This is a genomic window from Streptomyces sp. NPDC001852 (assembly GCF_042891825.1).
In the GTDB taxonomy this organism is placed as follows: Bacteria; Actinomycetota; Actinomycetes; order Streptomycetales; family Streptomycetaceae; genus Streptomyces.
In genome coordinates this window covers 1-25,583 of record NZ_JBIATN010000034.1, presented here as the reverse complement: position 1 = coordinate 25,583, position 25,583 = coordinate 1, and the positions used below count along the sequence as shown (strand labels likewise).

Sequence of the window (25,583 nt, the reverse complement as noted above, 5' to 3'; positions counted from 1 at the left end):
AAGGGTGACACCACCCGAACGGGAAGAGCACAATGAAGATCTTTGCAAGCCGCAGGCAGCGCCTGGTCGGCTGGTCCGTGGGCGGCATCCTGCTGACGCTGTACATCGTGGGGCAGGCGCTCTACAGCACTGGCGTCTACGCGTCCTGGCGGGATCAGCAGTCCCTGGACTCGGCATGCGGCGGCACCCTGGCTCAGGGCGGCCTCGACGATGCGCTGAACTCCTCGCAGGTGCGTGCCAGGGCCGCCGACGACTCGGAGTACCTGGCGGCCTGCCTGATCAACAGGCCCGACACAGGTCGGCATGGCGGCGCTCTCCAGCTCATGCTCCGCTGGAGCGATCAGTCGGCCGCATCCGAGGCCCTCGCGCCGTTCAGCAGGAACGCCAACGGGGTCCAGGGGCAGGCGGCTCCGCTCGGCAACGGCTGGCCGGGCTTCGTCCGGTACGACGGGGCAGCGCAAGTCGTGGTCGCCCTTGACTGCCAGAACAACAAGAACCGGGCTCTGGTGGCATACGGCGACCTCATCCAGTGGCCGGAGGACGCCAAGACGAAGGAACCCGTGCTCACCGGGCTGGGCAGAGTGACGACGGAAACGGCGCAGAGGGCGGCTGCCAAGTACGAGTGCCAGGCGCAGGGCGGCAGACCGTTGACCCATGTCCCGTTCCCGTCCCCGAGCGGGAAGACAACCCCTCAGCAACTTACGCAGACCCGGGGCTCCTGCGTCGCGCTGCGAGGACTCGCCGGCCAGGCGTCCGACGCCGGGACGCCCGACTTCGTCGAGTACCCCGCGGACGCACACACGCCGCAGGTCAACTGCTACCTGTACACCCCGGCAGGGAAGCCGGGTTACGGGTTGTACGCGTACTACGGTGTCGTCGCCAAGGACTTTGAGTCGGTCAATTCGGCCAACCGCAGCGACGACTACGCCTTGGCGACCGCCACGTGCCCTCAGTCGGATCAGGAGGCGGTATTTGTGCTCTACCACCTCTACGACCGGGACACCGACAGCTACCCCGTCCGCCATTACTCGGCGTCGTTCGCCAAATCCGCAGTGAAGGCATTCGCCGAGCACGAGGCAAAGCTGCGCGGCTGTACCGACGTGAGGATGATGTCCCGATCATGAGGCGTTGCCAGGCCCTCACAGGTGGTTGATCGGCGGTGCCGGCACAGCATGGCGGCGACAGATTGGTCAACAGCTGCCCCTGGCACCGGGCCGGCGTGCACATCCCCGTGCACAATCCCCCGGGAAACCCCGGGAAACCACAGGTACAAGCGGGAGGGCAGACGAGTCGGGCTGTACGCCGGGTTCTGTTCCCCGGTGCCCTCGCGGGCGCCGGGGCGACGGCCATCCATCTAGGGCCGGTGTTGCCACCGGCCTCGTGCGGTCTACCCGCGGACTCGGGCGGGCAGCCCTCGAGCGTCCGCGCAGGAGCACCGGGGTGCTCCCTTTTGACCTTGCTCCGGGTGGGGTTTACCTAGCTGCCCAGGTCACCCTGGGCACTGGTGGTCTCTTACACCACCGTTTCACCCTTACCTGGGGCCGAAGCCCCGGGCGGTCTGCTTTCTGTGGCACTGTCCCGCGGGTCACCCCGGGTGGCCGTTAGCCACCACCCTGCCCTGTGGAGCCCGGACGTTCCTCGGGAAGCCCCCTAGGGGGACTCCACGCGGCCGTCCGCCCGGCTCGTCTGCCGTGTCGACCATGGTACCGGGCGCCTGGGGCGGCGCGGACCCGCGGCCGCCGTCGCCAGGACCGAGCCCGTCAGGATCAGGGCGAAGGCCACCAGGACCGTCGTCGTCAGGCGCTCGTTCAGGAAGACCGCGCCCGCCGCCACCGCCACCGCCGGGTTGACGTACGTGATCACCGTCGCCCGCGTCGGACCCGTCTCCTTGATCAGCTCCAGGAACGCCACGAAGGCCACCGCCGTGCAGAGCACGCCCAGGCCGGCCAGGGCCGCCAGGGCGGGGGTCGAGGGGAGGGAGGACGGGAGCGTCGCCATGGCCACGGGTGCGTAGACCAGCGCCGCCAGGGTCAGGCAGGCCGCTGTCAGGTGGAGCGAGGGGACGTCCTTCATGCGGCGCGCGGCTATCAGCGGGGCGGTGGCGTAGCCCACGACCGTCACCAGGACCTCCGCCAGGGAGCGGGCGTCACCGCCGGTGAGGTGGGGCAGGGTCAGGACCGTCACGCCTGCCAGTCCGAGGGCGAGGCCCGTCAGGCGGCGGGCTCCCAGGTGTTCCGTGTCCCCGAGGAGGCGGGCCACGACCAGGCCCATGATCGGTACGCCCGCGATCAGCAGGCCCGACGTCGAGCTGGACAGGTGCCGTTCGGCGTCGGTGAGGGTGAACCAGGGGACCATGATCTCCAGGCACGCGAAGGCCAGCAGGGGGCGCCAGTGCGTGCGCACGGTCCGGGGCAGGCCGCCCTGGCGCAGGGCGAAGGGGAGCAGGAGGAGCGCGCCGAGCGCGCAGCGCGTGAACACCAGCGCCGGCGGGGACACCTCGGCCACCGCCACCTTGATCAGCAGATAGGGGATGCCCCAGATCACTCCCATGAGGGAGAACAGGAACCAGCCGCGTGCAGTCATGCAGCGAGTTTCGGCCGGCCTGTCACCTGGCGTCTTGAACGCTGTTGCGGTACGCCGCCGGCGTCGCCCCGAGCACCCTGCGGAACCAGCGGGTCAGGTGGGCCTGGTCGGCGAAGCCCACCAGCCCCGCCACCTCCGCCGGGCGCAGGCCCGCCGCGAGAAGCGTCCGGGCCCTGCTCACCCGGTGCTGGGCGAGCCAGGCGTACGGGGGTATGCCCATGGTCGTACGGAAGGCCCGCAGGAGCTGGTAGCGGGACAGGCCGAGGTCGGCGGCCAGGAGGGCGAGGGAGGGCGGGTCGGTGAGTTCGTCGGCGAGGCGGTCGCGGACCGTCCGGGCGATCGCGGCCGCGCCGGGGATCTCGTCGGACGCGGATCTGGCGGTGGAGTGGCGGCGGGCCAGGGCCGTCAGCAGCCAGGGCAGCACGGACTCGGCCTCCAGGGGGTCCGGGCAGGTGCTCAGCCGGGTGTGGGCGCGGCGCAGCGCGGCGGCGAGTTCGGGGTCGTCGAGGAGGGGCTCCCGGAAGTGCGGGAGGCCGCCGAGGGTGCCGTCGGCCAGGAGGGACGGCTCGGCGTACAGGGCGCGGTAGGCGTAGCCGTCGGTGGCGTTGCCGGGGCCGCCGGTGTGCATCTCGCCGGGGTCGAGGACGACGATCGTGCCGGGGCCGGTGCGGATGTGGCCGCCCCGGTAGTCGATGACCTCGCTGCCGCCGACACAGACGCCGATCGTGTACTCGTCATGGGCGTGCGGGGCGTAGGTGTGCCGGCGGAAGTTCGCCGTCAGGAGGTCCAGCGGAGGTCCGCCGCTGCCCAGCCGGGCGCGCGTCCACAGCGCCTGTTCCGTCATCCGGCCCCACCACCCCTTCCGTCATGGGTGCAACGCCTTGGGCCCCGCTTTCATGCCGCGTCCGGGGCGGCGCCCGCGGGAGGCCGGCCGGGGAACGTGGAGCCGCCGTGGAACGTGGCGCCGGAGGGCGCAAGGAGCCAGGCGCTCACCCTGACCTGTCGTCCCGCCGGGTGGCAGCGGGCTCTTCGGCAACCATGCGCTCCAGCGCCCCGAACGCCGACTCCAGGCACCGCCGGTGGTCCCGCGCCACCTCCTGCACCGGGTCCCCGGCCAGCAGCCGTCGCGCGGAGGCGACGAAGACCGTGCGGTAGGCGGCGACCGTCAGTGCGGCAAGGAGGTGCGGGTCCGGTGCGCCGGTCCCGGCGAGGGCCTCGGCCAGGGACCGCTCGACCTCCTCGACGCCCTCGCGGGCGCGGGCGCGCAGGGCGGGCGAGGCGATCACGGTCCGCCAGAAGGGCAGGAACCTCTCCCCCACCCCGCTCAACGGGTGCCGCTCCTCGAGGAGTCGGATCGCGAGCCGGTGCAGGGCGGCGAGCGGGGTCTCGTCCGGCCTGCGCTCCCGTACGGCCACGGCGACCAGCTCGACGGCCTGCGGGATGCGGTCGAGGAACAGGTCCTCCTTGCGCGGGAAGTAGTTGAAGACGGTCATGGCCGAGACGCCGGCCGCCCGGGCCACTTCGGCGACCGGCACCGCGTCGAAGCCCCGGTCCACGAAGAGCCCCGTCGCGATGTCCGAGATCCGCTGCCGCGTGGCCCGTTTCTTGCGCTCCCGCAGCGGAAGCTCCTCGTCCAGTTCCTCACCCATGCCACCCATGCCGAAAACTATAGCCACTCGAAATTTTTAGTGACTACAGTGAAACCCATGACGACTACGGATTACGACGTGGTGGTGGCCGGCGCCGGCCCCGTGGGCCTCTTCCTCGGCTGCGAGCTGGGGCTGGCCGGGGCGCGGGTGCTGGTGGTGGAGCGGCTGACCGAGGTGGACGAGACGATCAAGGCGGGCGCGGTCAACGTCCCGAGCGCGGTGGCCTTCTACCGGCGGGGCCTGCTGCCCGAGCTGGCGGCGGTGTGGGAGGCGGCGCGGGAACGGATGCGCGCCTTCCGGGAGAGCGGAAAGCTCCAGGACCGGGGCAAGCTCCCGCCCAAGTTCGCCGGGCACTTCGCCGGGATCACCATGGACCCCGATCTCTTCGACGGCTCCGACCCGGCCTGGGCGGACGTCGGCCCCGCCGGGGACACGGGACTCGGCGTGCCCCAGGCCGAGCTGGAGCGGATCCTGGCCCGGCGGGCCGCGGGGCTCGGGGTGGAGGTGCGCCGGGGCGTGGAGCTGACGGGCTTCGACGCCGAGGAGGACGGGGTCGCCGTGCACACCGGCGAGGGGACGGTCCGCGCGGGCTGGCTGGTCGGCTGCGACGGTGGCCGCAGCACCGTCCGCAAGCTCGCCGGGTTCGACTTCCCGGGCACCGACCCGGAGATCACCGGCTATCAGGCGGTCGTGGAGATGTCCGGCACCGAGCGGCTGCGCGTGGGCTGGAACACCACCGACGTGGGGACGTACGTCCACGGGCCGTTCCCCGGGCGCGTCCTCAGCGTGGAGTTCGACGGGCCGCCCGCCGACCGGTCGGCGCCCATCACCGCCGAGGAGCTGCAGGACAGCCTGCGCCGGGTGTCCGGCGTGCCCGAGCTCACGATCCACAGGGTGATCACCGCGACCCGGTTCACCGACAACGCCCGCCAGGCCACCGAGTACCGCAGGGGCCGGGTACTGCTCGCGGGCGACGCGGCGCACGTGCACTCGCCGTTCGGCGGGCAGGGGCTCAACCTCGGCATCGGGGACGCGATGAACCTGGGCTGGAAGCTGGCCGCCGTCGTGCGCGGGACGGCACCCGAGTCCCTGCTGGACACCTACACCGCCGAGCGGCATCCGATCGGCGCCTGGGTGCTCGACTGGACCCGGGCGCAGATCGCGGTGATGCGCCCGGACCGGCATGCCCGCGCCCTGCGCCGGGTGGTCACCGACCTGGCCCTGACCACCACGGGCACGACCTACCTCGTCACGAAGATCTCCGGCATCTGGCAACGCTACGACCTGCCCGGCGACCACCCCCTGACCGGCGCCAGCGCCCCCGACCTGGAGCTGGCCGACGGCACCCGGCTCGGCGACCATCTGCACACCGGCCGCGCCCTGCTGCTCGACCTCGCCGACGATCCCACGCTGCGCGCCCACGCCGAGGGCTACGGCGACCGGCTGCACGTCGTCACGGCCACCTGCCCGACCCGGCCCGAGCTGAAGGCGCTCTTCGTACGCCCGGACGGTTTCGTGGCCTGGGCCGCCGAGGACGCGGGCGGCAAGGGCCTGCCGGAACCCCTGGAACACTGGCTCGGCGCACCGGCCGAATAGCCGCTGGGCACTCAATGTCCTTGTGGGGGAAGGGAGATGGGGATGCTGAAGACAGCGGCACGGCTGGTTCGGTGCGAGGTGCGGCTCTACGTGAGCCTGGTGCTGTGGCCGGCCCGGCGCACTCAGGGGACCGGCGGCGGGCGGGGGTTCGGGTACATGCGCGGGCAGGGCGCCACGACGGTGGGGCCGGCCTTCGTGTGATTCCGCTCGGCGCGATCACCGCCGTACACCGTGAGACGCGACTGACGCACGTGCCGGCGGACGACGTGCTGGACCTCGCGGTCGGTTCACAGACGTCGGTGCGGCTGGAGCCGGCCGAGCCCGTCACCCACCGGTCGCTCCTCGGCCGCCCCGCCAGGTGAGCTCGGTGCGGCTGCACGCCGACGAGCCCGGCAGTCTCGTGCGGGCCCTCACGCCACAGTGAACAGGATCTTCGTCGCCCCCGGTTCGGCCCGGCCGAGCCGGACCACGCACTCGCGCTCGACCGTGCCGGCGATCCGGGAGCCGTCGGCCAGCCGCCGGGGCAGCGCGTCCAGCGCGGCGAGCAGCCAGTCGGGCGGGCGCCGGCCGGCCTCGGCGGCCAGGCAGATCTCCGAGGCGATGGGGGTCCCCCGCGCGAGCGAAGCCGAGCGTGGGGGGAAGCCGAGCATGGAGGGCGACAACGGACGGCAACGGCGCAGTCGGGCGTGCCGGACCCCGCGTCTCCGGCAGGATCCGCCGGGCGGGACCTGCGGTCGGGGCCGCACCGGTGGCACGCCGTACGCTGTCGCGGAGGTCTACGTGAGGAGTACGTGTTGCTGGTCCTGCTGCCGCCCTCGGAAGGAAAGGCGAACTCGGGCGAGGGCGCCCCGCTGGAGCTCGGGTCGCTGTCCCTGCCGGGGCTGACCGCCGCGCGGGAGGCCGTGCTCACCGAGCTGGCCGAGCTGTGTGCCGGGGACCCCGAGCAGAACGAGAAGGCACGCGAGGTGCTCGGGCTGAGCCAGGGCCTGCGCGGCGAGGTCGCGAAGAACGCCGGCCTGCGCACGGCCGGCGCCCGCCCCGCCGGGGAGATCTACACCGGTGTCCTGTACGACGCGCTCGGCCTGGCCACGCTGGACGCGGCGGCGGGGAAACGCGCGGCGGACTCGCTGCTGGTGTTCTCCGGGCTGTGGGGCGCGGTGCGGGTGACGGACCGGATCCCCTCCTACCGCTGCTCGATGGGCGTCAAGCTGCCGGGGCTCGGTGCGCTGGCGGGGCACTGGCGGGCACCGATGGCCGAGGTGCTGCCCGAGACGGCCGGCGACGGCCTGGTCCTGGATCTGCGCTCCTCGGCGTACGCGGCGGCCTGGAAGCCGAAGGGCGAGCTCGCGGGGCGCACGGCGACCGTACGGGTGCTGCACGCGCCGACCCGGAAGGTGGTCAGCCACTTCAACAAGGCGACCAAGGGCCGGATGGTACGGAGCCTGCTGACGGCCGGTGCCGCGCCCGAGGGGCCCGCCGAGCTGGTCGAGGTGCTGCGGGAGCTCGGGTACGTCGTGGAGGCGGAGGCGCCGGGCAGGGCGGGCAGGGCGTGGTCGCTGGACGTGCTGGTGGACGAGATTCACTGAGGAGCCGGAGACCTTCCAAACAGCGCCATTGCAGCATACGCAACGATCATTGCGCGTGCTGCAGCGGCTGGGCACGATGAGGGCATGACCTCACCGCTGCCCTCCTCTTCGGCTGCCTCCGTGCTGGACCTCGCCCCCGTCGTGCCCGTGGTGGTCGTCTCCGACGCCGCCGACGCCGTACCGCTGGCGCGGGCGCTGGTGGCGGGCGGGCTGCCGGCGATCGAGGTGACGCTGCGGACGCCGGGGGCGCTGGACGCGATCCGGGCGATCGCCGGTGAGGTGCCCGGGGCCGTCGTCGGCGCGGGCACGGTGATCACGCCGGAGCAGGTCGGCGCGTGCGTGGCGGCGGGCGCCCGGTTCCTGGTCGGCCCGGGGTGGACGGAGGCGCTGCTGGAGGCGATGCGCGGGTCCGGGGTGCCGTTCCTGCCCGGCGTGTCGACCACGTCGGAGGTCGTGGCGCTGCTGGAGCGCGGGGTGCGGGAGATGAAGTTCTTCCCGGCGCGGGCGGCGGGCGGGACGGACTATCTGAGGTCGCTGGCCGGGCCGTTGCCGCAGGCTCGTTTCTGTCCCACGGGCGGGATCGGCCCGGCGACCGCGCCGGAGTATCTCGCCCTGCCCAACGTCGGCTGCGTGGGCGGCAGTTGGATGGCCCCGGCGGACGCGGTGGCCGCCGGGGACTGGGCGCGGATCGAGGAGCTGGCGCGGGGCGCGGCGCGGCTCGCCGGGCTCAGGGACGCAGGTGGGACGTGTCGTTGAACAGCCGTACGCTCGCGTTGCCGTCGGCGTAGTAGGCCACCGCCGACAGGGAGGCCGCCGACAGTTCCATGCGGAACAGCGACTCGGGCGGGGCGCCGAGGGCGAGGCGGACGAAGGTCTTGATCGGGGTCACATGGCTGACCAGCAGGACCGTGCGGCCGGCGTGGGCGGCGACCAGCTTGTCCCGCGTGGCGGCGATACGGGTGGCCGTCTCGGCGAAGCTCTCGCCGCCGCCGGTCGGGTGGGCCTCCGGGTCGGCGAGCCAGGCGTTCAGGTCGTCCGGGTGGCGCTCGCGGACCTCGCCGAAGGTGAGGCCCTCCCAGGCGCCGAAGTCCGTTTCACGCAGGCCCTCTTCGATCGTCACGTCCAGGCCGAGGCGGGTGGCGACGATGGCGGCGGTCTCGCGGGTGCGGGTGAGGGGGGAGGCGAGGATGGTCTGGATGGTGCCGCGCGCGGCGAGCGCCTCCGCGACGCGGTGGGCCTGTTCGCGGCCGACGGCGGAGAGGGAGGGGTTGGTGCCGCCGCTGCCGGAGAAGCGTTTCTGGGGTGTGAGGGGGGTTTCGCCGTGGCGGAGCAGCACGAAGGTGGCGGGGGCGCCGAGGTCGGGGGCGCTGCTCCAGCCAGGGGTACTGGAAAGTTGCTGCTCGTCGGTGGTGGCAGGGCGCTGCTCGCTGACCGCGGCTGCGGCGGTGGCCGACGAGTCCAGGGCCGCCGTGGACTGCGCGGGTGACCACTGTTCGCCCTTCGAGCCTGCGTCCATCGCCTCGTTCGCCAAGCGGTCCGCGTGTTTGTTCTGTTCGCGGGGGATCCACTCGTAGGTGACCCGGTCCGGCGGGAAGACGGAGCGGGCCTGGGTCGCCAGGGGCTTCATGTCGGGGTGTTTGATCTTCCAGCGGCCCGACATCTGCTCGACGACGAGCTTGGAGTCCATGCGGACGTGCACCGTAGCGGCCGGGTCGAGGGCGTGGGCGGCGCGCAGGCCGGCCAGCAGGCCCCGGTACTCGGCCACGTTGTTGGTGGCGACGCCGATGTACTCGGCCACCTCGGTCAGCGGCTCGCCCGTGGCCGCGTCGCGGACCACCGTGCCGTAACCGGCGGGGCCCGGGTTGCCCCGCGACCCGCCGTCCGCCTCGACGATGAACTCCCGCACCCCTGAAGCCCCTTACCGGCTCTTACAGCCCGACTACAGACCCGACTCGGCCGTACGCACCAGAATGCGGCGGCAGTTCTCGCAGCGCACCACGGTGTCCGGCGCCGCCGCGCGGATCTCGTTCAGCTCGGTGATCGCCAGCTCCTGGCGGCAGCCCTGGCAGGTGCGGGCGTACAGCTTGGCCGCGCCGATGCCGCCCTGCTGCGCGCGCAGCTTGTCGTAGAGCTTCAGCAGGTCGGCGGGGACGGACCCGGCGACCACCTCGCGCTCCTTGGTCACCGCCGCCACCTCGCCGTCGATCTCCTCGAACGCCGCGTCCCGGCGCGCGCTCGCGTCGTCGATCTTGGACTGCACCGACGCGACCCGCTCGGTCAGCTCGTTCACCCGCTCCTGCGCGGCCTCGCGGCGCTCCATGACCTCCAGGACCACGTCCTCCAGGTCGCCCTGGCGCTTGGCGAGGGAGGCGATCTCGTGCTGGAGGTTGGACAGGTCCTTGGGCGAGGTGACCGCACCGGAGTCCAGGCGCTGCTGGTCGCGGGCGGCGCGCTGGCGCACCTGGTCCACGTCCTGCTCGGCCTTGGTCTGCTCGCGTGCGGTGTCGCTCTCCTCGGTCTGCGCGGCGACGAGCAGGTCCCGCAGCTGGGTGAGGTCCTTGTTCAGCGAGTCGATCTCGGCGTGCTCGGGCAGGGACTTCCGCTTGTGCGCGAGCTGCTGCAGGCGGACGTCGAGATCCTGGACGTCGAGGAGTCGGATCTGGTCGGCGGGCGCGGCGTTCAGTTGGGGGCTCCCGGAGTTCAGCTAGAGGTGGTGGACGCCGCGTGGGCGGTCCAGGGGTCGGTGACCGTCTTGGAGACGTGGACGCGAAGGTCCCAGCCGTGGCGGTCGGAGATCTCGTCGAGCTGGCTCGCGGCCAGCTCGCACCAGGGCCACTCGGTGGCCCAGTGCGCCGCGTCGAGCAGCGCGAGGGGGCTCTGGGCGACGGCCTCGGACGCCGGGTGGTGGCGCAGGTCGGCGGTGAGGAAGGCGTCGACACCGGCCGCGCGGACCTGGTCGAAGAGGCTGTCGCCGGAGCCGCCGCTGACGGCGACCGTGCGGACGACGGCCTCGGGGTCGCCGGCCACCCGGATGCCCTGGGCGGTGCCGGGCAGTCGCTCGGCGGCGCGGGCCGCCAGTTCGCGGACGGTCACCGGGTGGTCCAGCTCGCACACCCGGCCGAGGCCCCGCCGCCCCGCCGGGTCGGTCGGGTCCGGCACCAGGGGCCGTACGACACGGAGGTCCAGCGCACCCGCGAGCGCGTCCGAGACACCCGGATCCGCCGTGTCGGCGTTGGTGTGGGCCACGTGCAGAGCGATGTCGTTCTTGATCAGCGTGTGCACGGCACGGCCCTTGAAGTGGCCGGCCGCGACCGTGGTCGTCCCCCGCAGATAGAGCGGGTGGTGGGTGACCAGCAGGTCGGCGCCGAGCTTGACCGCCTCGTCGACGATCTCCTGCACGGGGTCGACGGCGAACAGGACCCGGGTGACCTCCTGGTCGGGGTCGCCCACGACCGTGCCGACCGCGTCCCAGGACTCGGCCCGCTCGGCGGGCCACAGGTTCTCCAGCGCGGCGATGACTTCAGACAGACGGGGCACGAAGGCAAGGCTACCTGGCTGGTCCGGGCGGCCGTACCGCATCCGTCCGCTCTGTCACCGCTCAGCACAAAGACCCCGCTTTCCACAGGTGAATCGCTTCTGCGCCACCCGTATGTGTGAAGCCGGGGTCGGCCCGTCCCCCGCCTGTGCGTGCGAAAACTAGCTTCGTCGCTGGAGGTGACCGAACGATGACGGCCTGTGCTATCGAACCCCCGTCCACGGGCGGGGCCGACGGTGCGCCGGGGACGGCGTTCTCCGTGACGGCGGACGGCGCCTACGCGGCCCGGCTCGCCCCGGCCGGCGACTGCTGGTTCCCGGAACGCTGGACGCTGGACGGCCCGGAGCCGTACGCGGTGCCGTTGCCCGGCAACCAGCCGGAGGAGCCCGGCACCGAGGTGCAGCCCCTGTCCGACGGCCGGGTGCTGATCCACCGGCTGGTCGAGCACCGGCACACCTTCTCGCTGCTGTACCCGACCGGTCCCGGCACCGGCGAGCTGCCGCTGGGCGCGGTGGAGTGCCATGAGCCCGGCACCGGGCTCACGCTGCTGCCGCCCGCCCCGGGAGGCGTACGGGCGTACGCCCTCGCCGTCGGGTCGCGCTCCAGCGTGGTGTGGCTGGTGGCGGGCGGGGCGTTCGGGCCCGAGCGGCTCGCCGAGGTGCCGGGGCGCTGTTCGGGCGGGATCTGGCTGGACCGCGCCGGGCGGATGCTGGCGCTGGACCGGCAGCCGGCCGGCGGGCCGGTCAAGACGGTCGTGGTGGACCTGGAGCGCGGGGAGGTCTCGCCGCTGCTGCAGATCGCGGCCGGGAGCGACGACCGGCTGCTGCTGGCCGACCCCGACAGCGGGCTGCTGATCATCTCCTCCGACGCCCCCTCGCCGGGGCGGGAACGACTGGGCTGGGGCGTGCTCGGCAGCCTGCTTCCGGTGCGTTTCCCGGAGTGCCTGCGGGTGCCGGACTGCGCGGTGACGCCGTTCGCGATCCAGCCGGGTCAGGTGCTGATGCCGGAGAACTGCGCGGTGGCCCTGCGCCTCGACGGGCCGTACGGCAACAGCTGGGTGGCGGTCTGGCGGCCGGCCGGGCGGCGCACGAGCCATCTCCCGGCGCCCGCGGGGTGGCTGGCCGGTGCCGGGCTGTGGACACGGGACGGGGTGCTGCGGCTGCCGTACGCCACGGAGGAGACTCCGTGCGGCGTGGCGGAGCTGACGGCGCCCAGGGGGGAGACGGCCGCGGACAGCAGTACGGTCGCGGCCGCGGGGGGCGCGGGTCCGGAGGGTCCGGTCCGGGACGGCACGGCTGCCGGGGCGCTCGGGGCGCCACCGGAGCCGGCGGAACCGGACCCTCCGAAACCTGTGGAACGTGTGGAGCCCGTGGAACGTGTGGAACCTGCGGAACCGGGCACCGTGGAGCCGGTGATGGCGCGTCCGGTGCCGTTGCAGCAGGCGCCTCTGGGACGTCTTGTAACGAACTAGTGCCGGTTGGCGTGTGCGCCTGGATTCGGCCCGTGGTGCGCCGGTTACACTCGCCCGGCTGTACGAAAGATCATGTTGACGGGGTGAATACTTCCGATGAGCGACACCAGCACGACGGAGCAGCTGTCTGCCGACTCTCAGGAGGCTGCCGGCCACGGCCGGCACCGGGGCCGGATCGCGGCCCAGGAGAGCGAGTCGGCCCCCCACGGCCGGCACCGCAAGCCGGCCGAGGAGACCGCGGAGGCGGCTGCCTGACGGCACGTGGAAGAAGGGGCGCCCGTCCAACGGGCGCCCCTTTTCGCTACCCCCGTCTCAGCCCCAGCACCTCCGCCGCCGCGAAGGTCTCCCCCGGCGGCCGGTCCGCGTAGTGCGCGGTGAGCAGCGCGTCGAGTTCGTCGTAGGTGAACGTCTCCTGCTTGCTGTCGAACTTCGCCCGCACCCGCGGCCGTTCGACGATCGCGACCATGCCGCCGTGCACGACGAGCAGCTGGCCGTTGATCCCGGCGGCGGCCGGCGAGGCCAGGTAGCCGACGAGCGGGGCGACGTGCTCGGGAGCCAGCGGGTCCAGGCCCTCGGCGGGCTGCTCGAACCCGGCGAAGACGTCCTCGGTCATGCGGGTCCGGGCGCGCGGGCAGATCACGTTGGCCGTGACGCCGTACCTGGCGAGGGCGAGGGCCGTGGAGGTGGTCAGGCCGACGATTCCGCCCTTCGCGGCCGCGTAGTTGGGCTGTCCGGCGGAACCGGCGAGGAACGCCTCCGAGGAGGTGTTCACGATCCGCCCGTAGACCTTCTCTCCCCCGGCCGCCTTGGACCGCTCCCGCCAGTGCGCGGCGGCGAAGCGGGTGGTGTGGAAGTGCCCCTTGAGGTGGACGCGGATCACCGAGTCCCACTCGTCCTCCGTCATGGAGAAGACCATGCGGTCGCGCAGGATGCCCGCGTTGTTGACGAGGACGTCCAGCCTGCCGAACTCGTCGACGGCCAACTGTACGAGTTCCTGCGCCTGCTGGAAGTCGGCGACGTCCCCGGTGTGGGCGACCGCCCGGCCGCCGTCCGCGCGTATCTCGGCGACGACCTCTTCGGCCGGTCCCGCCGAGGCCGCACCCGACCCGTCCCGCCCGGGCTGCCCGTAGTCGTTGACGACGACGGCCGCGCCCAGCCGGGCGAGCTCCAGCGCCTCGGCCCGGCCGAGCCCGCGTCCGGCGCCGGTGACGACGGCGGACAGCCCCTTCAACGGCCCCTCGGATGGCAGTGCCATTGCCGGTCCCCGTCCTCAGATCTCGATGCACGTACGCAGGGCCGTCCCGGTACGCATCTGGTCCAGTGCCTCGTTGATCCCCGCGAGGGGGACCCGGTGGGTGATCAGGCCCGCCAGGTCGATGCGGCCGGCCCGCCACAGGGCGATGGTGCGCTCGTAGGAGCGCAGCACGTCCCCGCCGCCGTACAGGGACGGCAGGATGCGCTTCTCGTCGAAGAACAGCTCGAACATGTTCAGCTGCAGGAAGTCGTCCATGGCGCCGGCGCCGACCACGACGAGGGTGCCGCCGCGCCGGGTGTTCTCGTAGGCGGTGCGGGCGGTGGCCGACTTTCCGACGACCTCGAAGACGTAGTCGAAGCCCTCGCCGCCGGTGACCTGCTGCTTGGCGTCGGCGAGTTCCTCGGGCGAAACCGCCTTCGTGGCCCCGAACCTGAGGGCGGACCCGCGCCGGGAGGCGACCGGGTCCACGGCGACGATCTCGGCGGCGCCCTTCAGCCGCGCCCCCTGCACCGCCGAGATGCCGACGCCGCCGCAGCCGATGACGGCGACCGACGAACCGGCCTGCACGTCGGCGGTGTTGAGGGCGGCACCGAGGCCCGTGGTGACCCCGCAGCCGATCAGCGCGGCGATGTCGTAGGGCACGTCGTCCGGGATCGGCACGGCGCAGCCGGCGTCCACCACGACCTCCTCGGCGAAGGTGCCGGTGCCGGCGAAGCCGAACACATCCGGATCGGTGCCGCCGGCGCGCCTGAAGTTGGGGGTGCCCGCGTTCATGAAGCCGGCCAGGCACAGCTCGCTCTGGCCGCGCCCGCAGGCCGGACAGGCGCCGCAGGCGGGCAGCCAGCAGATGACGACCCGGTCGCCGGCCTTCAAGTTCCCTACGCCTTCCCCGACTTCGAGGACCTCACCGGCACCCTCGTGCCCCGGCACGAAGGGGGCCGGCTGCGGCAGCACGCCGCTCATCGCGGACAGGTCCGAGTGGCACAGCCCGGTCGCCCGCACCCGGACCCTGACCTTGCCGGGGCCGAAGCCCACCGCCTCGACGTCGTCGAGGACCTCCAGCTTCTCCTGGCCGATCTCGTGCAGTACGGCTGCGCGCATGGTGCGGCTCCCCTCGATGCTGGTTTCAGGAGTGCTCTACGACGGTGTCGGCGAGGACCGGCGCGTCGCCCCGCTCGACCGCGCTCACGGCCACCCGGACGCCGCGCTCCCGCCGCCACATGCGGATGCGCAGGGTCTCCCCCGGGTACACGACGCCGGCGAACCGGGTGGTGTACGACCGCACCCGGCTCACATCCCCGCCGAGCAGCGTGTCCACGACCGCCTTGAGCGTGATGCCGTAGGTGCACAGCCCGTGCAGGATCGGCTTGTCGAAGCCGGCGAGCTTGGCGAACTCGGGGTCGGCGTGCAGCGGGTTCCAGTCGCCGGAGAGGCGGTACAGCAGGGCCTGGTCCGCACGGACGGGGCGTTCGACGGTCCTGTCGGGATCGCCGGTGGGCGGCTCCAGGCGCGTCGACGGGCCCCGGTCGCCGCCCCACCCGCCCTCTCCCCGTACGAAGATCTGGGCGTCGTTGGTCCACAGCGGGCCGTCGGCGTCGGCGACCTCGGTGCGCAGGACCAGGATGGCGGCCTTGCCCTTGTCGTGGACGTCGGCGAGCCGGTTGGTCGCGGTCGCGGTGCCCTCGGCCGGGATGGGCCGGTGGATCCGGAGCGTCTGCCCGCCGTGCAGGACCTTGGCGAGCTCGACCTCCACGCCCGGCATGGACAGCCCGCTGATCACCCCGGGCGCGCCGGAGCCCGCGACGGTGGCGAAGCTCGGCAGGACGTGCAGCCGGGACTCCAGGGTGTAGCGCAGCTCGTCGGGGTCGGTGGCGGGATCGTCCTTGTCGGGGTTGGTTCCCGCGCCGATGCCGAGGTGGTAGAGCTGGACGTCCTTGGTGGTCCAGGAGATCTCGCCGGTCCGGGGTTCGGCCGCGAGGGCTCGGCTTGCGTCGATGGGCATACGGCTCCTGACACTGGCGGTCCGCCGGCGGTCCGCCGGCGGTTCAAGACCCCGGTGCGGACGTCCGCACCGTCGGCCGCACCGAGGTCGCTACGGGCCGATCTAGAACGCGTTCCAGTCCGGCGCCCTCTGTATAGCCCAGCGCTCCACAGTTGTGAAGGCTCCTGACGCTGTGTCAGCTCAGGGGTCGCTGCCCGGGACGGGGCGGTGACATTTGTACTGCCCGAGTCCGTACATGCGCATCTGCCGGAGGCGGCGCGCGCTTCCTAACGTCGTAGACATGACACAGACGGACAACACCGCCGTGTCCTTCACGGGGGCGGTCAAGACGTACGGCGCGGTGCGCGCCGTGGACGGGGTCGACCTGGACATCGGGCGCGGGGAGACCGTGGCCCTGCTGGGCCGCAACGGTGCCGGCAAGTCGACCGCGATCGGCCTGCTGCTCGGGCTGCACGAGCCCGACTCCGGCGCCGTGGCACTGTTCGGCGCGGCGCCCGAGCGGTCGGTGCGCGCGGGGCGGGTGGGCGCCATGCTGCAGGACGCCCGGCCCGCGCCCCGGGTCACCGTGGGCGAGCTGGTCACCTTCGTGGCCTCCCGGTATCCGGCACCGATGCCGGTCGCGCGGGCGCTCGAACTGGCCGGGATCGCCGACCTGGCCGGGCGGCGGGTGGACCGGCTGTCCGGCGGGCAGGTGCAGCGGGTGCGGTTCGCCGTGGCGCTGGCCGGGGACCCGGCGCTGCTGGTGCTGGACGAACCGACGGCGGCACTGGACGTGGCGGCCCGGCACGCCTTCTGGGAGTCGATGCGCGCCTACGCCCGGCGGGGGCACACCGTCCTGTTCTCCACGCACTACCTGGAGGAGGCGGACGCGCACGCCGACCGGATCGTGGTCATCGACCGGGGCCGGATCGCCGCCGACGGCACGGGCGAGCAACTGCGGCGGGCGGCGGGGGGAAACCTGGTGTGCGTGGACCTGGCCGGCAGGGAGCCGAACGGGTTGGCCCTGCTGCCCGGCGTCCGTTCGGTGGAGGTGCACGGCGACCGGGTCCGACTGCGCACCGACGACTCGGACGCGACGGTGATCGCGCTGGCGGAGGCGGGGGCGATAAGGGGGCTGGAGGTGGCCCAGGCGTCTTTGGACGATGCGTTCCTCGCCTTGACGGCCGACGGAGGCGCAGGCGCCCCGAAGGGGAGCGGGGCCGTGTCCGACATGCGGCTGCCACCGCGTGGGCGCGAGCGACCACAACGAACCGGCGGCCGAAAGGAGACCGTCTGATGCTCGCCTACATCCGCCTGGAAACCCTCCGCACCCTGCGCGACCCCGGCTTCGTCATCGGCGGCATGGCCATGCCGGTGGTGATGTACGTCCTGTTCACCAACCTCGGTGAGAACGACGGGAGTTGGAAAACGGCTGCCATGGTCGGCATGGCCGCCTACGGCGCCGTGGGCTCCGCGCTGAACACCGGAGGTGCCGTCGCCGAGGACCGCGCGACCGGCTGGCTTCGCCAACTGCGCGTGACCCCCATGCCCCCACGGGAGGTGGTGACCGGCCGGGCACTGACCGGCGTGGTGACCGTGCTGCCCTCGATCGTCGCGGTGCTGGCGGCGGGCGGGCTGGTCGACGGGGTGCGGCTGGAGGCCTGGCAGTGGGCGGCGACCGCGCTGCTGCTGTGGCTCGGCTCGGTCCCGTTCACGCTGCTCGGCCTCGGCAACGGCTACCGGCTGACCGGGCCGAGCACCGGGGTGGTCAACATGGGGTGCAATCTGGGGCTCGCGGTGCTGGGCGGCCTGTGGTTCCCGATCAGCCTCTTTCCCGGCTGGCTGCGGACCCTGTCGGCGTACACCCCGACCCGTCGGTTCGCCCAGCTGGGCACCTCCGTGTCCGAGGGGCACGCGCCGGGCGCCGGTGCCATCATCGTGCTGACGGCTTGGCTCGTTCTGTTCGGTTCGTACGCTGTGCTGTCGTACCGCCGTCGGGCGGGGACCATGTGACCGGGGGAAACACAGACATGACGTGGGTGTCGGGAGTTCGGTGCCAGATACAGGTCCTGCGGGCCGAGCGGCGCCGGTGGAAGGCCGAGCACGAGCGGTTCAAGGCGGCGCAACGGGCCGCCCGGAAGCGGGGCGAGAAGCCGGACGTCGACCATCCGGGCCCGCCGCCCACCGGCTTCGCGCTGCTGCCCTGGCTGCTGATGGGGATGGGGTCCTTCTCCAACCTCCTGCAGGGCAGGACCGCGAACCCGCTGGTCGGCTCCCTGGGCCTGGTCGCCTTCAACTCCCTGTACATCTACGTCACCTTCCGCTCCTTCGACCGCGCGAAGCGGGAGGCCGCCTCGACCCGGGTGGCGCTGCTCCTCATGGGCCTGGTGACCACGGGTCTGGCGCTCGGCTACGGCGGCAACTGGCTGATGTTCTTCCCGTTGCTCGGCCTCGCCGTGGGCGCCGCCCTGCGCGGGCCGTGGCTGGGCCGCACCGGTCTGCTGCTGACGGTGTACGCGGCCTGCGTCTCCGCCGTCCGGGGCGGCTGGGGGGACGCGACGAACATCGGCTACGCGACCTTCCTCTCCAGCATGGTGACCGCCGCGATCCTCGGCCTGTCCGAGGCGGTGCGGGAACTGCGCGCCGCCCGCGAGGAACTGGCCCGGCGCGCGGTGGAGAAGGAGCGGCTGCGCTTCTCCCGGGATCTGCACGACCTGCTCGGGCACACGCTGTCGGTGATCGTGGTGAAGTCGGAGGCGGCCCGGCGGCTGGCCCCGCGCGACATGGACGCGGCGCTGGGCCAGATCGCGGACATCGAGTCGGTGGGCCGGCAGGCGCTCACCGAGATCCGCGAGGCGGTCACCGGCTACCGGGAGGGGAGCCTGGTCACCGAGCTGACCCGGGCCCGCTCGGCGCTGGCGGCGGCGAGCGTGGAGGCGGTGGTACGGCAGTCGGGGGCGCCGCTGGAGCCGCAGACGGAGGCGCTGCTGGGCTGGGTGGTGCGCGAGGCGGTGACGAACGTGGTCCGGCACAGCGACGCGAGCCGCTGTGAGGTCACGGTCGAGTGCGGCGCCGAGCAGGTCCGGCTCACCGTCACCGACAACGGCAGCGGCGAGCCGGTCAGCCGGCCCCAGCAGGGCATCGGCGGCACCGGGCTCAAGGGGCTCACCGAGCGCCTCGCGGCGGCGGGCGGCTCGCTCACGGCCGGCCCGTCGCCGCGCGGCGGTTTCACGGTGACCGCCGAACTCCCCGTGCAGTCGGCGGAGTTCGCGAAGGCGGTGGCTACGGCGCCCAGGGCGCGCTGACCGCCCAGCTGACGTCGTTCGTCCAGGACGTGCTGCTGTCGAAGTCGTTGGATCCGCCGTCGCTCGCCACGTAGAGGTTGTAGTCGTAGTGGCGCAGGTATCTCGTCGGGTAGTTGTACGAGGCGAAGGAGGTGCCGGTGCCGCTCTTGCCGGCCTGCGGGCAGAACGTGGCGTCGGCCCGGAACTGGGCGGTGCCGTCCATCGGCTGCCGGTAGAGCTTGAAGTTGAAGTGGCGCAGGTAGTCGCCGGGGTAGTTGCGTGACTCGAAGGAGACGCAGGAGCTGTCGGCGAGCCCCTTGCGGACGATCCAGGTGGCGTCGCTCTTGTCCAGGCCGGAGCTGCTGGAGGTGATGGAGGAGAGGACCCCGGCGTTGTTCTGGTGGCGGACGTAGTCGGCGGTGCAGCAGGAGGTGGTGGCGCGCAGCGAGATCTCCGAGCCGGCGCCGAGCGTGCCGGTGCTGCCGGTCGCGCCGCCGTAGCCGACGGAGACGATGTCGGCCTGGACGGCGTTGTCGGCGGCGTCCGTCGGGATGCCGGAGGTCATGACGCCCTCGAAGAAGGAGCCGATGGAGCCGTTGCTGTTGTCGCCGCCGGTGCCGAGGACGATCGCGCCCTCCTGGTGCATCGGCGAGTATCCGCTCGTGGTCGGCTCACCTCCGGAATAGGTGGTCGTCAGCCCACCGGATTGTGCATTCCCCCATTTCAGCGCGAAATGGTTCTGACCGTTGTTCTTGAGCAGCGCGGTCACGAACGGCAGCGGTCCGGTGCCGGTGTTGGAGGAGTTCTTGCTGTATCCGGCGTCGGACTGGAACAGCCCGTTCTCCAGGTCGGCCTGCACCCAGGGGCCCTGCCCGTAGCAGGGCGAGAACCAGCACTCGGTGCCGAAATTGATGGCGTCCATGTGGCCGTTGCCGGTGTCCCTGTTGTTGGTCTCGGCGTTGCCGTAGTCGAAGCAGCAGGCGCCGTTGACATGGGTGCCGGAGGTCACCATGTACATCCCCTCGGCGGCGCCGTTGGTGGCTACGCCGGAGGTGGAGTCGTTCCGGTAGCCCATGCCGGCGGAGATCTCCAGGCCGTAGACCTGGTGCCCGCCGACGGTCACCGGCAGCGCGTCGGCGGGCGCCCCGACATCGGCCTTCCCGGCCCCGCCCGCACCCTCGACGGTGAGGTCGTTGTGGCGGGAGGACTGGTCGTAGATCTTGGTGATGATGCAGGTCGTGCCGGAGCAGAAGGAGTCCTGGGCGGCCGCGTTGGCGTATCCGCCGGCGGCCAGCAGCCCGATGTCCTTCGTGGCGCCGTCCGAGGCCCGCTGCACCTGGTAGAGCGAGCCGTTGTACGACGAGTACAGCGCCCGGACCATGCTGTGCGCGGCGACGCAGGGGGTTCCGGCGGCGGCGTAGACGTCACAGGGCAGCGAACTCGCGGCTGCGGCCTGGGGCGCTCCGACGCCCAGGAGCAGCGCGGCGAGGGTCGCGCAGACGGCGAGCACGGACAGGGCGGCGCTTCTCAGCCGCCGGGGGCGTATGTGGGGGGAGCTCACGGGCACGGTGCACCTCGGATTCTCGGTTCGATATCTCGGACAACGTTCGATCGAAATACCGAACCTATTTGACGGTGGAAATTGCGCGGATTCCTGGAAATGCAGGGGCGATTGTTTGAGTACCGCCGGAGACCGTCAACCCCCGGCGCACCGGACAATGCCAAGTCTTTAATCGACGGCGGCTGCCCGTGCCGTGAGCAACGGCTGGAAGAAACCCGTCTCTTCAGCCGCATATGGTCCCGCTCCAGCGGCGGCACCCAGCACGTCTGCAACCTCGCGCCGGCCGAGGAGCGCGTCGGCTTCGCGGCCGACTGGTTCGGCGCGGTCCTGCGTCTGCCGGCGCTCGAGTACGACGGCCGCCGCGACGGGTTTCCGACCGTAACCTGAGCCCTTGACTTCCTCCCCCTCCTTCAGGAGGGGGTTCCTACGGCTCGCGCCGTGGGGTTTCCTGCTTCGTCGCCGACTGCCCGCCCGGAGTACTCCGTTGAGGTCTTACACCGGCTCCACAGGCCGACACCGCCAGTCCGGCGGCCAGAAGGTTCTTCGCCGCGTTCGTATCGCGGTCCTGGGTCACGCCGCACTCGCACGTCCAGGTGCGGACGTTCAGCGGCATCCTGTCCTGCAGGCGTCCGCAGTTGGAGCACAGCTTGGAAGAGGGGAACCAGCGGTCGACTGCGATCACTTCGCGGCCGTACCGAGCACGATCGTTTGGTTGTCACGAACGAGCCGAGTGGTCAGCTTGTGCAGTGTGTCGCGTCGCCGGTCGGCGATGCGGGCGTGAATGCGGGCGGCCTTCCGGCGCGCCTTAGCCCGGTTCGCAGACCCCTTCGCCTTGCGGGAGAGTTCCCGCTGGGCCTTGGCCAGGCGCGTGCGGTCGCGCCGCTCGTGGCGGGGGTTGGTGATCTTCTCTCCGGTCGAGAGGGTCAGCAGGTGGTCGAGTCCGGCGTCCACACCGACGGCCGTATCCGTGGCGGGGAGCGGCTCGATGCCGGGATCCTCCACAAGGAGGGACACGTACCAGCGTCCGGCCGGGTCCTGGGAGACGGTCACCGTGGACGGTACGGCACCCTCGGGGCGCGACCATACGATGGCCAGCGACTCCGCCATCTTCGCCAGCGTCAGCTCGCCGTCACGGAAACGGAACGCCGAGGTGGTGTACTCGGCGGACTTCTTCCTCGACTTGAACGGAGGAGACGTCGTTGAGGTAGGCGAGTTCCTCGGTCTTCTTCCACGCAGTCAGCATCGCCGACGTCGTGTTGTAGTTGATCCGCTCCGCCCGCAGCGTCCATGCCTCGGTGCGGGCCGCAAGCGCGAGATTGTAGACCTTGCGCACACATCCGGATGCCGAATCGCCCTGCCGGCGATTCGGCTTTCCCTACCCTGCTCCGCAGGAGTCCGATTCCTCCCCCGCCTGAAGACGGGGGTTTCCTCGGAGGTTCCAGATGAACGAGATGCCCCGGGAGCACCGGTCCGGCAAGTCCATTCGGGTGCTGCTCGCCGAGGATCAGGGCATGATGCGGGGTGCGCTGGCACTGCTGCTCGGTATGGAGGAGGACATCGAGGTGGTGTCCCAGCTGGGCTCGGGCGACGGCATCGTGGACGCCGTGCTCACCCACCGGCCGGACGTGGCCCTGCTGGACATCGAGCTGCCCGGCATCAGCGGGCTGGACGCGGCGGCCGAGCTGCGCGAGCAGGCGCCCGACTGCCGGGTGCTGGTCCTCACCACCTTCGGCCGGCCCGGCTATCTGCGCCGGGCCATGGAGGCCGGGGCGGCCGGGTTCCTCGTCAAGGACGGGCCCGTGGAGGAACTGGCTGCGGCGATCCGGCGCGTGCTCACCGGGGAGAGCGTCGTCGATCCGGCCCTGGCCGCCGCCGCGCTCAGCGCCGGGCCCAGTCCGCTCACGGCCCGGGAGTGCGAGGTGCTGAAGGCGTCGGTCGACGGGGCGACCGTCGCCGACATCGCCGGCAGACTGCACCTGTCCGAGTCCACCGTCCGCAACTACCTGTCCTCGGCGATCGGCAAGACGGGCACCCGCAACCGGGCAGAGGCGGTACGGGAGGCCCGGCAGCAGGGGTGGCTGTGAGTCACCTGCGGTCCTACTGGATCACCTCCGCGTTCTGGTAGGCCGTCCCCTCCGGGGCCGTGCAGGCGAACCACTCCACCGGCGAGCCGGCCACCGCCTGGGGCTCGACCACCGTGCCGGTGCCGTCCTTCCAGCCGCACTTGACCTGACGGGCGGTGATGGCGACCGCGCCCACCACGAGCCGGTCGGGGCCGCCGGAGTTCGCCTTGTCCAGGGGGAGGGCCCCCGACATCAGGCTCGTGCCCGTCAGGGGCTCCCACCTCTTGACCGTGCCGAAAATGATCGTTCTGAGCGGGTTGTCGCCGTAGTACAGACCCGAGTAGTACGAGGTCATGCCGACCAGGTGCCGGTGCCCGTGGTCGGGAAGCGCGGCCGACTCGATGCCGTACTTGCGCATCGCGGCCAGCTGCACCGCCGCCTCCGACGCGTCCCGCGGCGCTCCCCACACGGAGACGACCACACGCCAGTTCTTGCCGTGGTCCGTCCCGCGCGCAAGCTCTGTTTCCTGCGGAATATCCACATGCCGGTCCTCGAGGGTGGACGGCTCGGCCGCCACGGCCGCATGCCGGTCACTGTGGCCGGGAAGGCCCGTCACCGCCAGCGTCGCCCCCGTCGACCCCGCCAGCACCAGCGTCGTGGCCGCTGCCACCGCCCAGCGGCGGGCTCTGCGCCGTCGGCCCCTGCGGATGACCGCCTCGACAGGGGCCATGCCGATCTCGGCCTCGTCCGCGGCGTCCGCGAGGAGGAGGGCGATGTCCGTCGGTGTCATGTCGGCCACCTCGTGGTTCTCCCGGTCCGCGCTCATCTACTTCCGCCCTCCATGCGTCACCGTCTCGGCCAGTCCCGGTATGGCCCGCAGTTTCGCGATCCCCTTGGCCGCGTTGCTCTTCACCGTGCCGACCGAGCAGCCCATGGCCTCCGCCGCCTGGGTCTCCGTCAGGTCCTCCCAGTAGCGCAGGACCACCGCCTCGCGCTGCCGCACCGGCAGTTGGGCGAGCGCCTTGAGCAGCGCGCTGCGGTCGTCGGCCTGCGCGATCCGGTCCCCCGTGTCGGCGATCTCGTGCACCAGGCCCGAGTCGTCCTTCGGAGCCAGGAACTCCTTGAGCCTTCTTCGGTGTCTGCGTGCGTGCAGGTTGATCATCACGCGCCGTACGTACGCCTCCGGATCGTCGGCGGCGCCGACCCTGCGCCAGGACACATAGACCCGCTCGAGCGTCGACTGGACCAGGTCCTCGGCGGCGTGCTGCTCCCCCGTGAGGAGAAATGCCGTACGCATCAGCCGCGGCCAGCGGCCGACCATGAAGCTCTGGAACTCGTCGTTCCGAGCCCGCTTCCCGTCCCCCATGGGCACCTCCTAGACGTCTGAAGGAGTCCATGGGCGCCCCGGACCGTTGCCTCACGTCGAGGAGATTCTCCGCGGCAGCCACAGCAGCATCAGCACCGCCCCGCCCAGCAGCACCGCCGTACTGGTCCGGAAGGCCAGCGCGTAGCCGTCGGTCAGCGCCTCGGGTCCGTGGCCGCTGCCCGTGCCGGCCGCTGCGACGGTCGACATCACGGCGAGTCCGAGCGAACCGCCCATCGTGCGCGAGGTGTTGACCAGCCCCGAGACCACACCGGCCTCGCCCGGTGCCGCCCCGGACGTGGCCAGGGAGGCGAGCGGGGTCGCCGCGAGTCCCGCGCCCAGCATCATCAGGATCCCCGGGATCATGATGGCGGTGACGTAGGCCTCGTGCGCACTCATCGTCGACTGCCAGCCGAATCCCGTCGCGGCCACCAGCGTGCCCAGCGCCGCCACGGTCCGCGCGCCCGCCGCCCGCATCAGGCGCGGCGCCAGCTTGGAGCCGACGACCACGGACAGCGAGCTGGGAACGAGGGCGACCCCGGCCTCCAACGGCGTGTAGCCGAGGACGTTCTGGGCGTACAGGGTCATGAAGTACCACATGCAGAACATGGCCGAGCCGGAGAGGAACATCGCCGCGTTGGCCGAGGCGACCGAGCGCAGCCGCAGCAGGCCGAGCGGCATCAGCGGGGCCGCCGTACGCGCCTCGACCAGCAGGAACAGGGCGATGAGCGCGAGGCCCGCGAGCAGCGGGAGGAGCGTGCCGGCAGCAGTCCAGCCCTCGGCCTCCGTCTGCGAGATCCCGTAGGCGAGGACCGCGAGGCCCGCCGTGACCAGCAGCGCGCCCGGCAGGTCCAGGCGCCGCCCGTCGCCGGCCCTGCTCTCGGTGAGCCGGCGCACCGAGAGCGCCAGCACCAGCGCGCCCACCGGCACGTTGATCAGCAGCACCCAGCGCCAGGACAGCACGTCCACGAGCACCCCGCCGACCAGTCCGCCCGCGGCCCCGCCACCGGCTCCGACCGCGGTCCAGGTGGCGATCGCGCGCGCCCGCGCCGCGCCCTCCGGCACGGCGGACGTCAGCAGGGTCAGCGTCGAGGGGGCCAGCACCGCCGCGCCCAGCCCCTGTACGGCCCGCGCCAGCAGCAGCTGCCGGCCCTCCTGGGCGAGGCCGCCGCCCAGCGACGCCAGCGTGAACAGGCCGAGCCCGACGAGGAACATCCGCTTGCGCCCGTACAGGTCGCCGGCCCGGCCGCCGAGCAGCATGAACCCGGCGAAGGCGATGGCGTACGCGTTCACGACCCACTGCAGGCCCGACGGGGTCAGGCCGAGGCCGCTGCGCATGGACGGCAGGGCGACGTTCACCACCGACACGTCGAGGACGACCAGGAACTGTCCGGCACAGGCGAGCGCCACCACCAGCCAGGTCGGCGCGGCCGTGCGGCGGGATATGACAGGTGTGGTGTCGGCGGCTTCCAGCATGGGCGTCATGCTCTCAACCCGGTTACGGTCCTTGCATCGGCATTTCGGACCACCGGTCACGACCGCCGGTACCAGGCCGTCCGGCCTAGGCCCTGTCGTCAAACTCCCGTCGTCCGCCCGAAGGGCGGGCCCTGCGGCGTCAGGTGCGTGCTCTGGGGGTCCCCCCGGCCGAAGGCTGGG

The 25,583-nt window shown here is 72.3% G+C and carries 26 protein-coding genes, 1 other RNA gene and 2 pseudogenes; 13 read left to right on the top strand and 16 right to left on the bottom strand.

All coding sequences use genetic code 11. The features are described from left to right. Window positions 1–32: 32 nt before the first annotated feature. Window positions 33–1,124 (top strand): hypothetical protein, encoded by a 1,092-nt coding sequence (locus ACFYZB_RS39300; RefSeq protein WP_388766611.1) that lies wholly within the window; start codon window positions 33–35, stop codon window positions 1,122–1,124. 158 nt (window positions 1,125–1,282) lie between these two features. On the opposite strand, the gene rnpB is transcribed toward ACFYZB_RS39300, so the two are convergent. The 4 genes and pseudogenes from rnpB to ACFYZB_RS39280 all read right to left on the bottom strand — a co-directional run bounded on the left by rnpB (window position 1,283) and on the right by ACFYZB_RS39280 (window position 4,241). Then, window positions 1,283–1,685, bottom strand: an RNA gene (gene rnpB / locus ACFYZB_RS39295) — RNase P RNA component class A. A 118-nt stretch (window positions 1,686–1,803) separates the two neighbouring features. After that, window positions 1,804–2,550, bottom strand: a pseudogene (locus ACFYZB_RS39290) (DMT family transporter); the annotation flags it as partial. A 55-nt stretch (window positions 2,551–2,605) separates the two neighbouring features. Next, window positions 2,606–3,427 (bottom strand): AraC family transcriptional regulator, encoded by an 822-nt coding sequence (locus tag ACFYZB_RS39285; protein ID WP_388766609.1) that lies wholly within the window; start codon window positions 3,425–3,427, stop codon window positions 2,606–2,608. Between the two features lie 145 nt (window positions 3,428–3,572). Beyond that, a complete protein-coding gene (locus ACFYZB_RS39280; protein ID WP_388766608.1) occupies window positions 3,573–4,241 on the bottom strand; it encodes a TetR/AcrR family transcriptional regulator in 669 nt (222 codons plus the stop codon). A gap of 48 nt (window positions 4,242–4,289) precedes the next feature. On the opposite strand from ACFYZB_RS39280, the gene ACFYZB_RS39275 reads away from it, so the two are divergent. From ACFYZB_RS39275 to ACFYZB_RS39265, 3 genes are read left to right on the top strand one after another with little or no spacing between them, the layout of a single operon-like run. Next, window positions 4,290–5,828 carry an FAD-dependent oxidoreductase gene (locus ACFYZB_RS39275; RefSeq protein ID WP_388766606.1) on the top strand — a complete coding sequence of 513 codons (1,539 nt, stop codon included), beginning with the start codon at window positions 4,290–4,292 and terminating at the stop codon, window positions 5,826–5,828. A gap of 42 nt (window positions 5,829–5,870) precedes the next feature. Then, window positions 5,871–6,029 carry a hypothetical protein gene (locus ACFYZB_RS39270; protein WP_388766605.1) on the top strand — a complete coding sequence of 53 codons (159 nt, stop codon included), beginning with the start codon at window positions 5,871–5,873 and terminating at the stop codon, window positions 6,027–6,029. Beyond that, window positions 6,026–6,190: a hypothetical protein gene (locus tag ACFYZB_RS39265; RefSeq protein WP_388766604.1), complete on the top strand. Its 165-nt coding sequence runs from the start codon at window positions 6,026–6,028 to the stop codon at window positions 6,188–6,190. Before ACFYZB_RS39270 ends, ACFYZB_RS39265 begins: the two co-directional genes overlap by 4 nt. 48 nt (window positions 6,191–6,238) lie before the next feature. Here the strand turns inward: ACFYZB_RS39265 and ACFYZB_RS39260 are convergent, their stop codons facing one another. Further along, a complete protein-coding gene (locus ACFYZB_RS39260) occupies window positions 6,239–6,478 on the bottom strand; it encodes a hypothetical protein (RefSeq protein ID WP_388766603.1) in 240 nt (79 codons plus the stop codon). A gap of 144 nt (window positions 6,479–6,622) precedes the next feature. On the opposite strand from ACFYZB_RS39260, the gene yaaA reads away from it, so the two are divergent. Both yaaA and eda read left to right on the top strand, forming a co-directional pair. Next, on the top strand, window positions 6,623–7,414 hold the full coding sequence (gene yaaA / locus ACFYZB_RS39255) for a peroxide stress protein YaaA (RefSeq protein WP_388766717.1): 792 nt from the start codon (window positions 6,623–6,625) through the stop codon (window positions 7,412–7,414). 84 nt (window positions 7,415–7,498) lie between these two features. Continuing rightward, window positions 7,499–8,170: a bifunctional 4-hydroxy-2-oxoglutarate aldolase/2-dehydro-3-deoxy-phosphogluconate aldolase gene (eda, locus tag ACFYZB_RS39250; protein ID WP_388766601.1), complete on the top strand. Its 672-nt coding sequence runs from the start codon at window positions 7,499–7,501 to the stop codon at window positions 8,168–8,170. On the opposite strand, the gene ACFYZB_RS39245 is transcribed toward eda, so the two are convergent. From ACFYZB_RS39245 to ACFYZB_RS39235, 3 genes are read right to left on the bottom strand one after another with little or no spacing between them, the layout of a single operon-like run. Continuing rightward, on the bottom strand, window positions 8,142–9,320 hold the full coding sequence (locus ACFYZB_RS39245; RefSeq protein WP_388766599.1) for a bifunctional RNase H/acid phosphatase: 1,179 nt from the start codon (window positions 9,318–9,320) through the stop codon (window positions 8,142–8,144). The two genes, eda and ACFYZB_RS39245, sit on opposite strands and share 29 nt — an antisense overlap. A gap of 33 nt (window positions 9,321–9,353) precedes the next feature. Continuing rightward, window positions 9,354–10,097 (bottom strand): zinc ribbon domain-containing protein, encoded by a 744-nt coding sequence (locus ACFYZB_RS39240; RefSeq protein WP_388766716.1) that lies wholly within the window; start codon window positions 10,095–10,097, stop codon window positions 9,354–9,356. Window positions 10,098–10,114: 17 nt separating this feature from the next. Continuing rightward, entirely contained in the window at window positions 10,115–10,951 is an 837-nt protein-coding gene (locus ACFYZB_RS39235; RefSeq protein ID WP_351203519.1) for a Nif3-like dinuclear metal center hexameric protein, read from the bottom strand. Window positions 10,952–11,139: 188 nt separating this feature from the next. Here ACFYZB_RS39235 and ACFYZB_RS39230 point away from each other — a divergent pair, with 188 nt between their 5' ends. Then, window positions 11,140–12,420 (top strand): hypothetical protein, encoded by a 1,281-nt coding sequence (locus ACFYZB_RS39230; RefSeq protein ID WP_388766598.1) that lies wholly within the window; start codon window positions 11,140–11,142, stop codon window positions 12,418–12,420. A 96-nt stretch (window positions 12,421–12,516) separates the two neighbouring features. Continuing rightward, window positions 12,517–12,675, top strand: a complete 159-nt coding sequence (locus tag ACFYZB_RS39225; RefSeq protein WP_351203515.1) for a hypothetical protein — start codon at window positions 12,517–12,519, stop codon at window positions 12,673–12,675. A gap of 46 nt (window positions 12,676–12,721) precedes the next feature. On the opposite strand, the gene ACFYZB_RS39220 is transcribed toward ACFYZB_RS39225, so the two are convergent. The 3 genes from ACFYZB_RS39220 to ACFYZB_RS39210 are packed head-to-tail and all read right to left on the bottom strand — an operon-like array spanning window position 12,722 to window position 15,677. After that, window positions 12,722–13,675 (bottom strand): 3-oxoacyl-ACP reductase, encoded by a 954-nt coding sequence (locus tag ACFYZB_RS39220; protein WP_388766596.1) that lies wholly within the window; start codon window positions 13,673–13,675, stop codon window positions 12,722–12,724. Window positions 13,676–13,690: 15 nt separating this feature from the next. Beyond that, complete coding sequence (locus tag ACFYZB_RS39215; protein WP_388766593.1) at window positions 13,691–14,776, bottom strand: Zn-dependent alcohol dehydrogenase; 1,086 nt, start codon at window positions 14,774–14,776, stop codon at window positions 13,691–13,693. Between the two features lie 25 nt (window positions 14,777–14,801). Continuing rightward, the gene (locus ACFYZB_RS39210) at window positions 14,802–15,677 is read right to left on the bottom strand and encodes a MaoC/PaaZ C-terminal domain-containing protein (RefSeq protein WP_388766592.1); all 876 of its coding nucleotides are present in this window, start codon (window positions 15,675–15,677) and stop codon (window positions 14,802–14,804) included. 280 nt (window positions 15,678–15,957) lie between these two features. Here ACFYZB_RS39210 and ACFYZB_RS39205 point away from each other — a divergent pair, with 280 nt between their 5' ends. From ACFYZB_RS39205 to ACFYZB_RS39195, 3 genes are read left to right on the top strand one after another with little or no spacing between them, the layout of a single operon-like run. Further along, window positions 15,958–16,953 carry an ABC transporter ATP-binding protein gene (locus ACFYZB_RS39205; protein WP_388766589.1) on the top strand — a complete coding sequence of 332 codons (996 nt, stop codon included), beginning with the start codon at window positions 15,958–15,960 and terminating at the stop codon, window positions 16,951–16,953. After that, window positions 16,953–17,669, top strand: coding sequence for an ABC transporter permease (locus tag ACFYZB_RS39200; protein ID WP_388766587.1), 717 nt, complete (start codon window positions 16,953–16,955; stop codon window positions 17,667–17,669). Before ACFYZB_RS39205 ends, ACFYZB_RS39200 begins: the two co-directional genes overlap by 1 nt. A 17-nt stretch (window positions 17,670–17,686) precedes the next feature. Then, complete coding sequence (locus ACFYZB_RS39195) at window positions 17,687–18,961, top strand: sensor histidine kinase (RefSeq protein ID WP_388766585.1); 1,275 nt, start codon at window positions 17,687–17,689, stop codon at window positions 18,959–18,961. On the opposite strand, the gene ACFYZB_RS39190 is transcribed toward ACFYZB_RS39195, so the two are convergent. Then, entirely contained in the window at window positions 18,939–20,501 is a 1,563-nt protein-coding gene (locus ACFYZB_RS39190; RefSeq protein WP_388766584.1) for an alpha-L-arabinofuranosidase B, read from the bottom strand. The genes ACFYZB_RS39195 and ACFYZB_RS39190 overlap by 23 nt on opposite strands. 81 nt (window positions 20,502–20,582) lie before the next feature. Between ACFYZB_RS39190 and ACFYZB_RS39185 the strand changes: the two genes are divergently transcribed. Then, window positions 20,583–20,888 carry a hypothetical protein gene (locus ACFYZB_RS39185; protein WP_388766582.1) on the top strand — a complete coding sequence of 102 codons (306 nt, stop codon included), beginning with the start codon at window positions 20,583–20,585 and terminating at the stop codon, window positions 20,886–20,888. Between the two features lie 37 nt (window positions 20,889–20,925). Here the strand turns inward: ACFYZB_RS39185 and ACFYZB_RS39180 are convergent. Next, window positions 20,926–21,840, bottom strand: a pseudogene (locus ACFYZB_RS39180) (RNA-guided endonuclease InsQ/TnpB family protein); the annotation flags it as partial. Window positions 21,841–21,943: 103 nt separating this feature from the next. On the opposite strand from ACFYZB_RS39180, the gene ACFYZB_RS39175 reads away from it, so the two are divergent. Then, window positions 21,944–22,585, top strand: coding sequence for a response regulator (locus ACFYZB_RS39175; RefSeq protein ID WP_388766580.1), 642 nt, complete (start codon window positions 21,944–21,946; stop codon window positions 22,583–22,585). Window positions 22,586–22,598: 13 nt separating this feature from the next. On the opposite strand, the gene ACFYZB_RS39170 is transcribed toward ACFYZB_RS39175, so the two are convergent. Genes ACFYZB_RS39170 through ACFYZB_RS39160 form a run of 3 tightly spaced genes read right to left on the bottom strand, consistent with a single transcriptional unit; the run spans window position 22,599 to window position 25,412 of the window. Then, window positions 22,599–23,390 (bottom strand): hypothetical protein, encoded by a 792-nt coding sequence (locus ACFYZB_RS39170; protein ID WP_388766578.1) that lies wholly within the window; start codon window positions 23,388–23,390, stop codon window positions 22,599–22,601. Continuing rightward, window positions 23,391–23,930 carry a SigE family RNA polymerase sigma factor gene (locus tag ACFYZB_RS39165; protein WP_388766575.1) on the bottom strand — a complete coding sequence of 180 codons (540 nt, stop codon included), beginning with the start codon at window positions 23,928–23,930 and terminating at the stop codon, window positions 23,391–23,393. Between the two features lie 51 nt (window positions 23,931–23,981). Then, the gene (locus tag ACFYZB_RS39160; protein ID WP_388766574.1) at window positions 23,982–25,412 is read right to left on the bottom strand and encodes an MFS transporter; all 1,431 of its coding nucleotides are present in this window, start codon (window positions 25,410–25,412) and stop codon (window positions 23,982–23,984) included. Window positions 25,413–25,583: the final 171 nt, after the last annotated feature.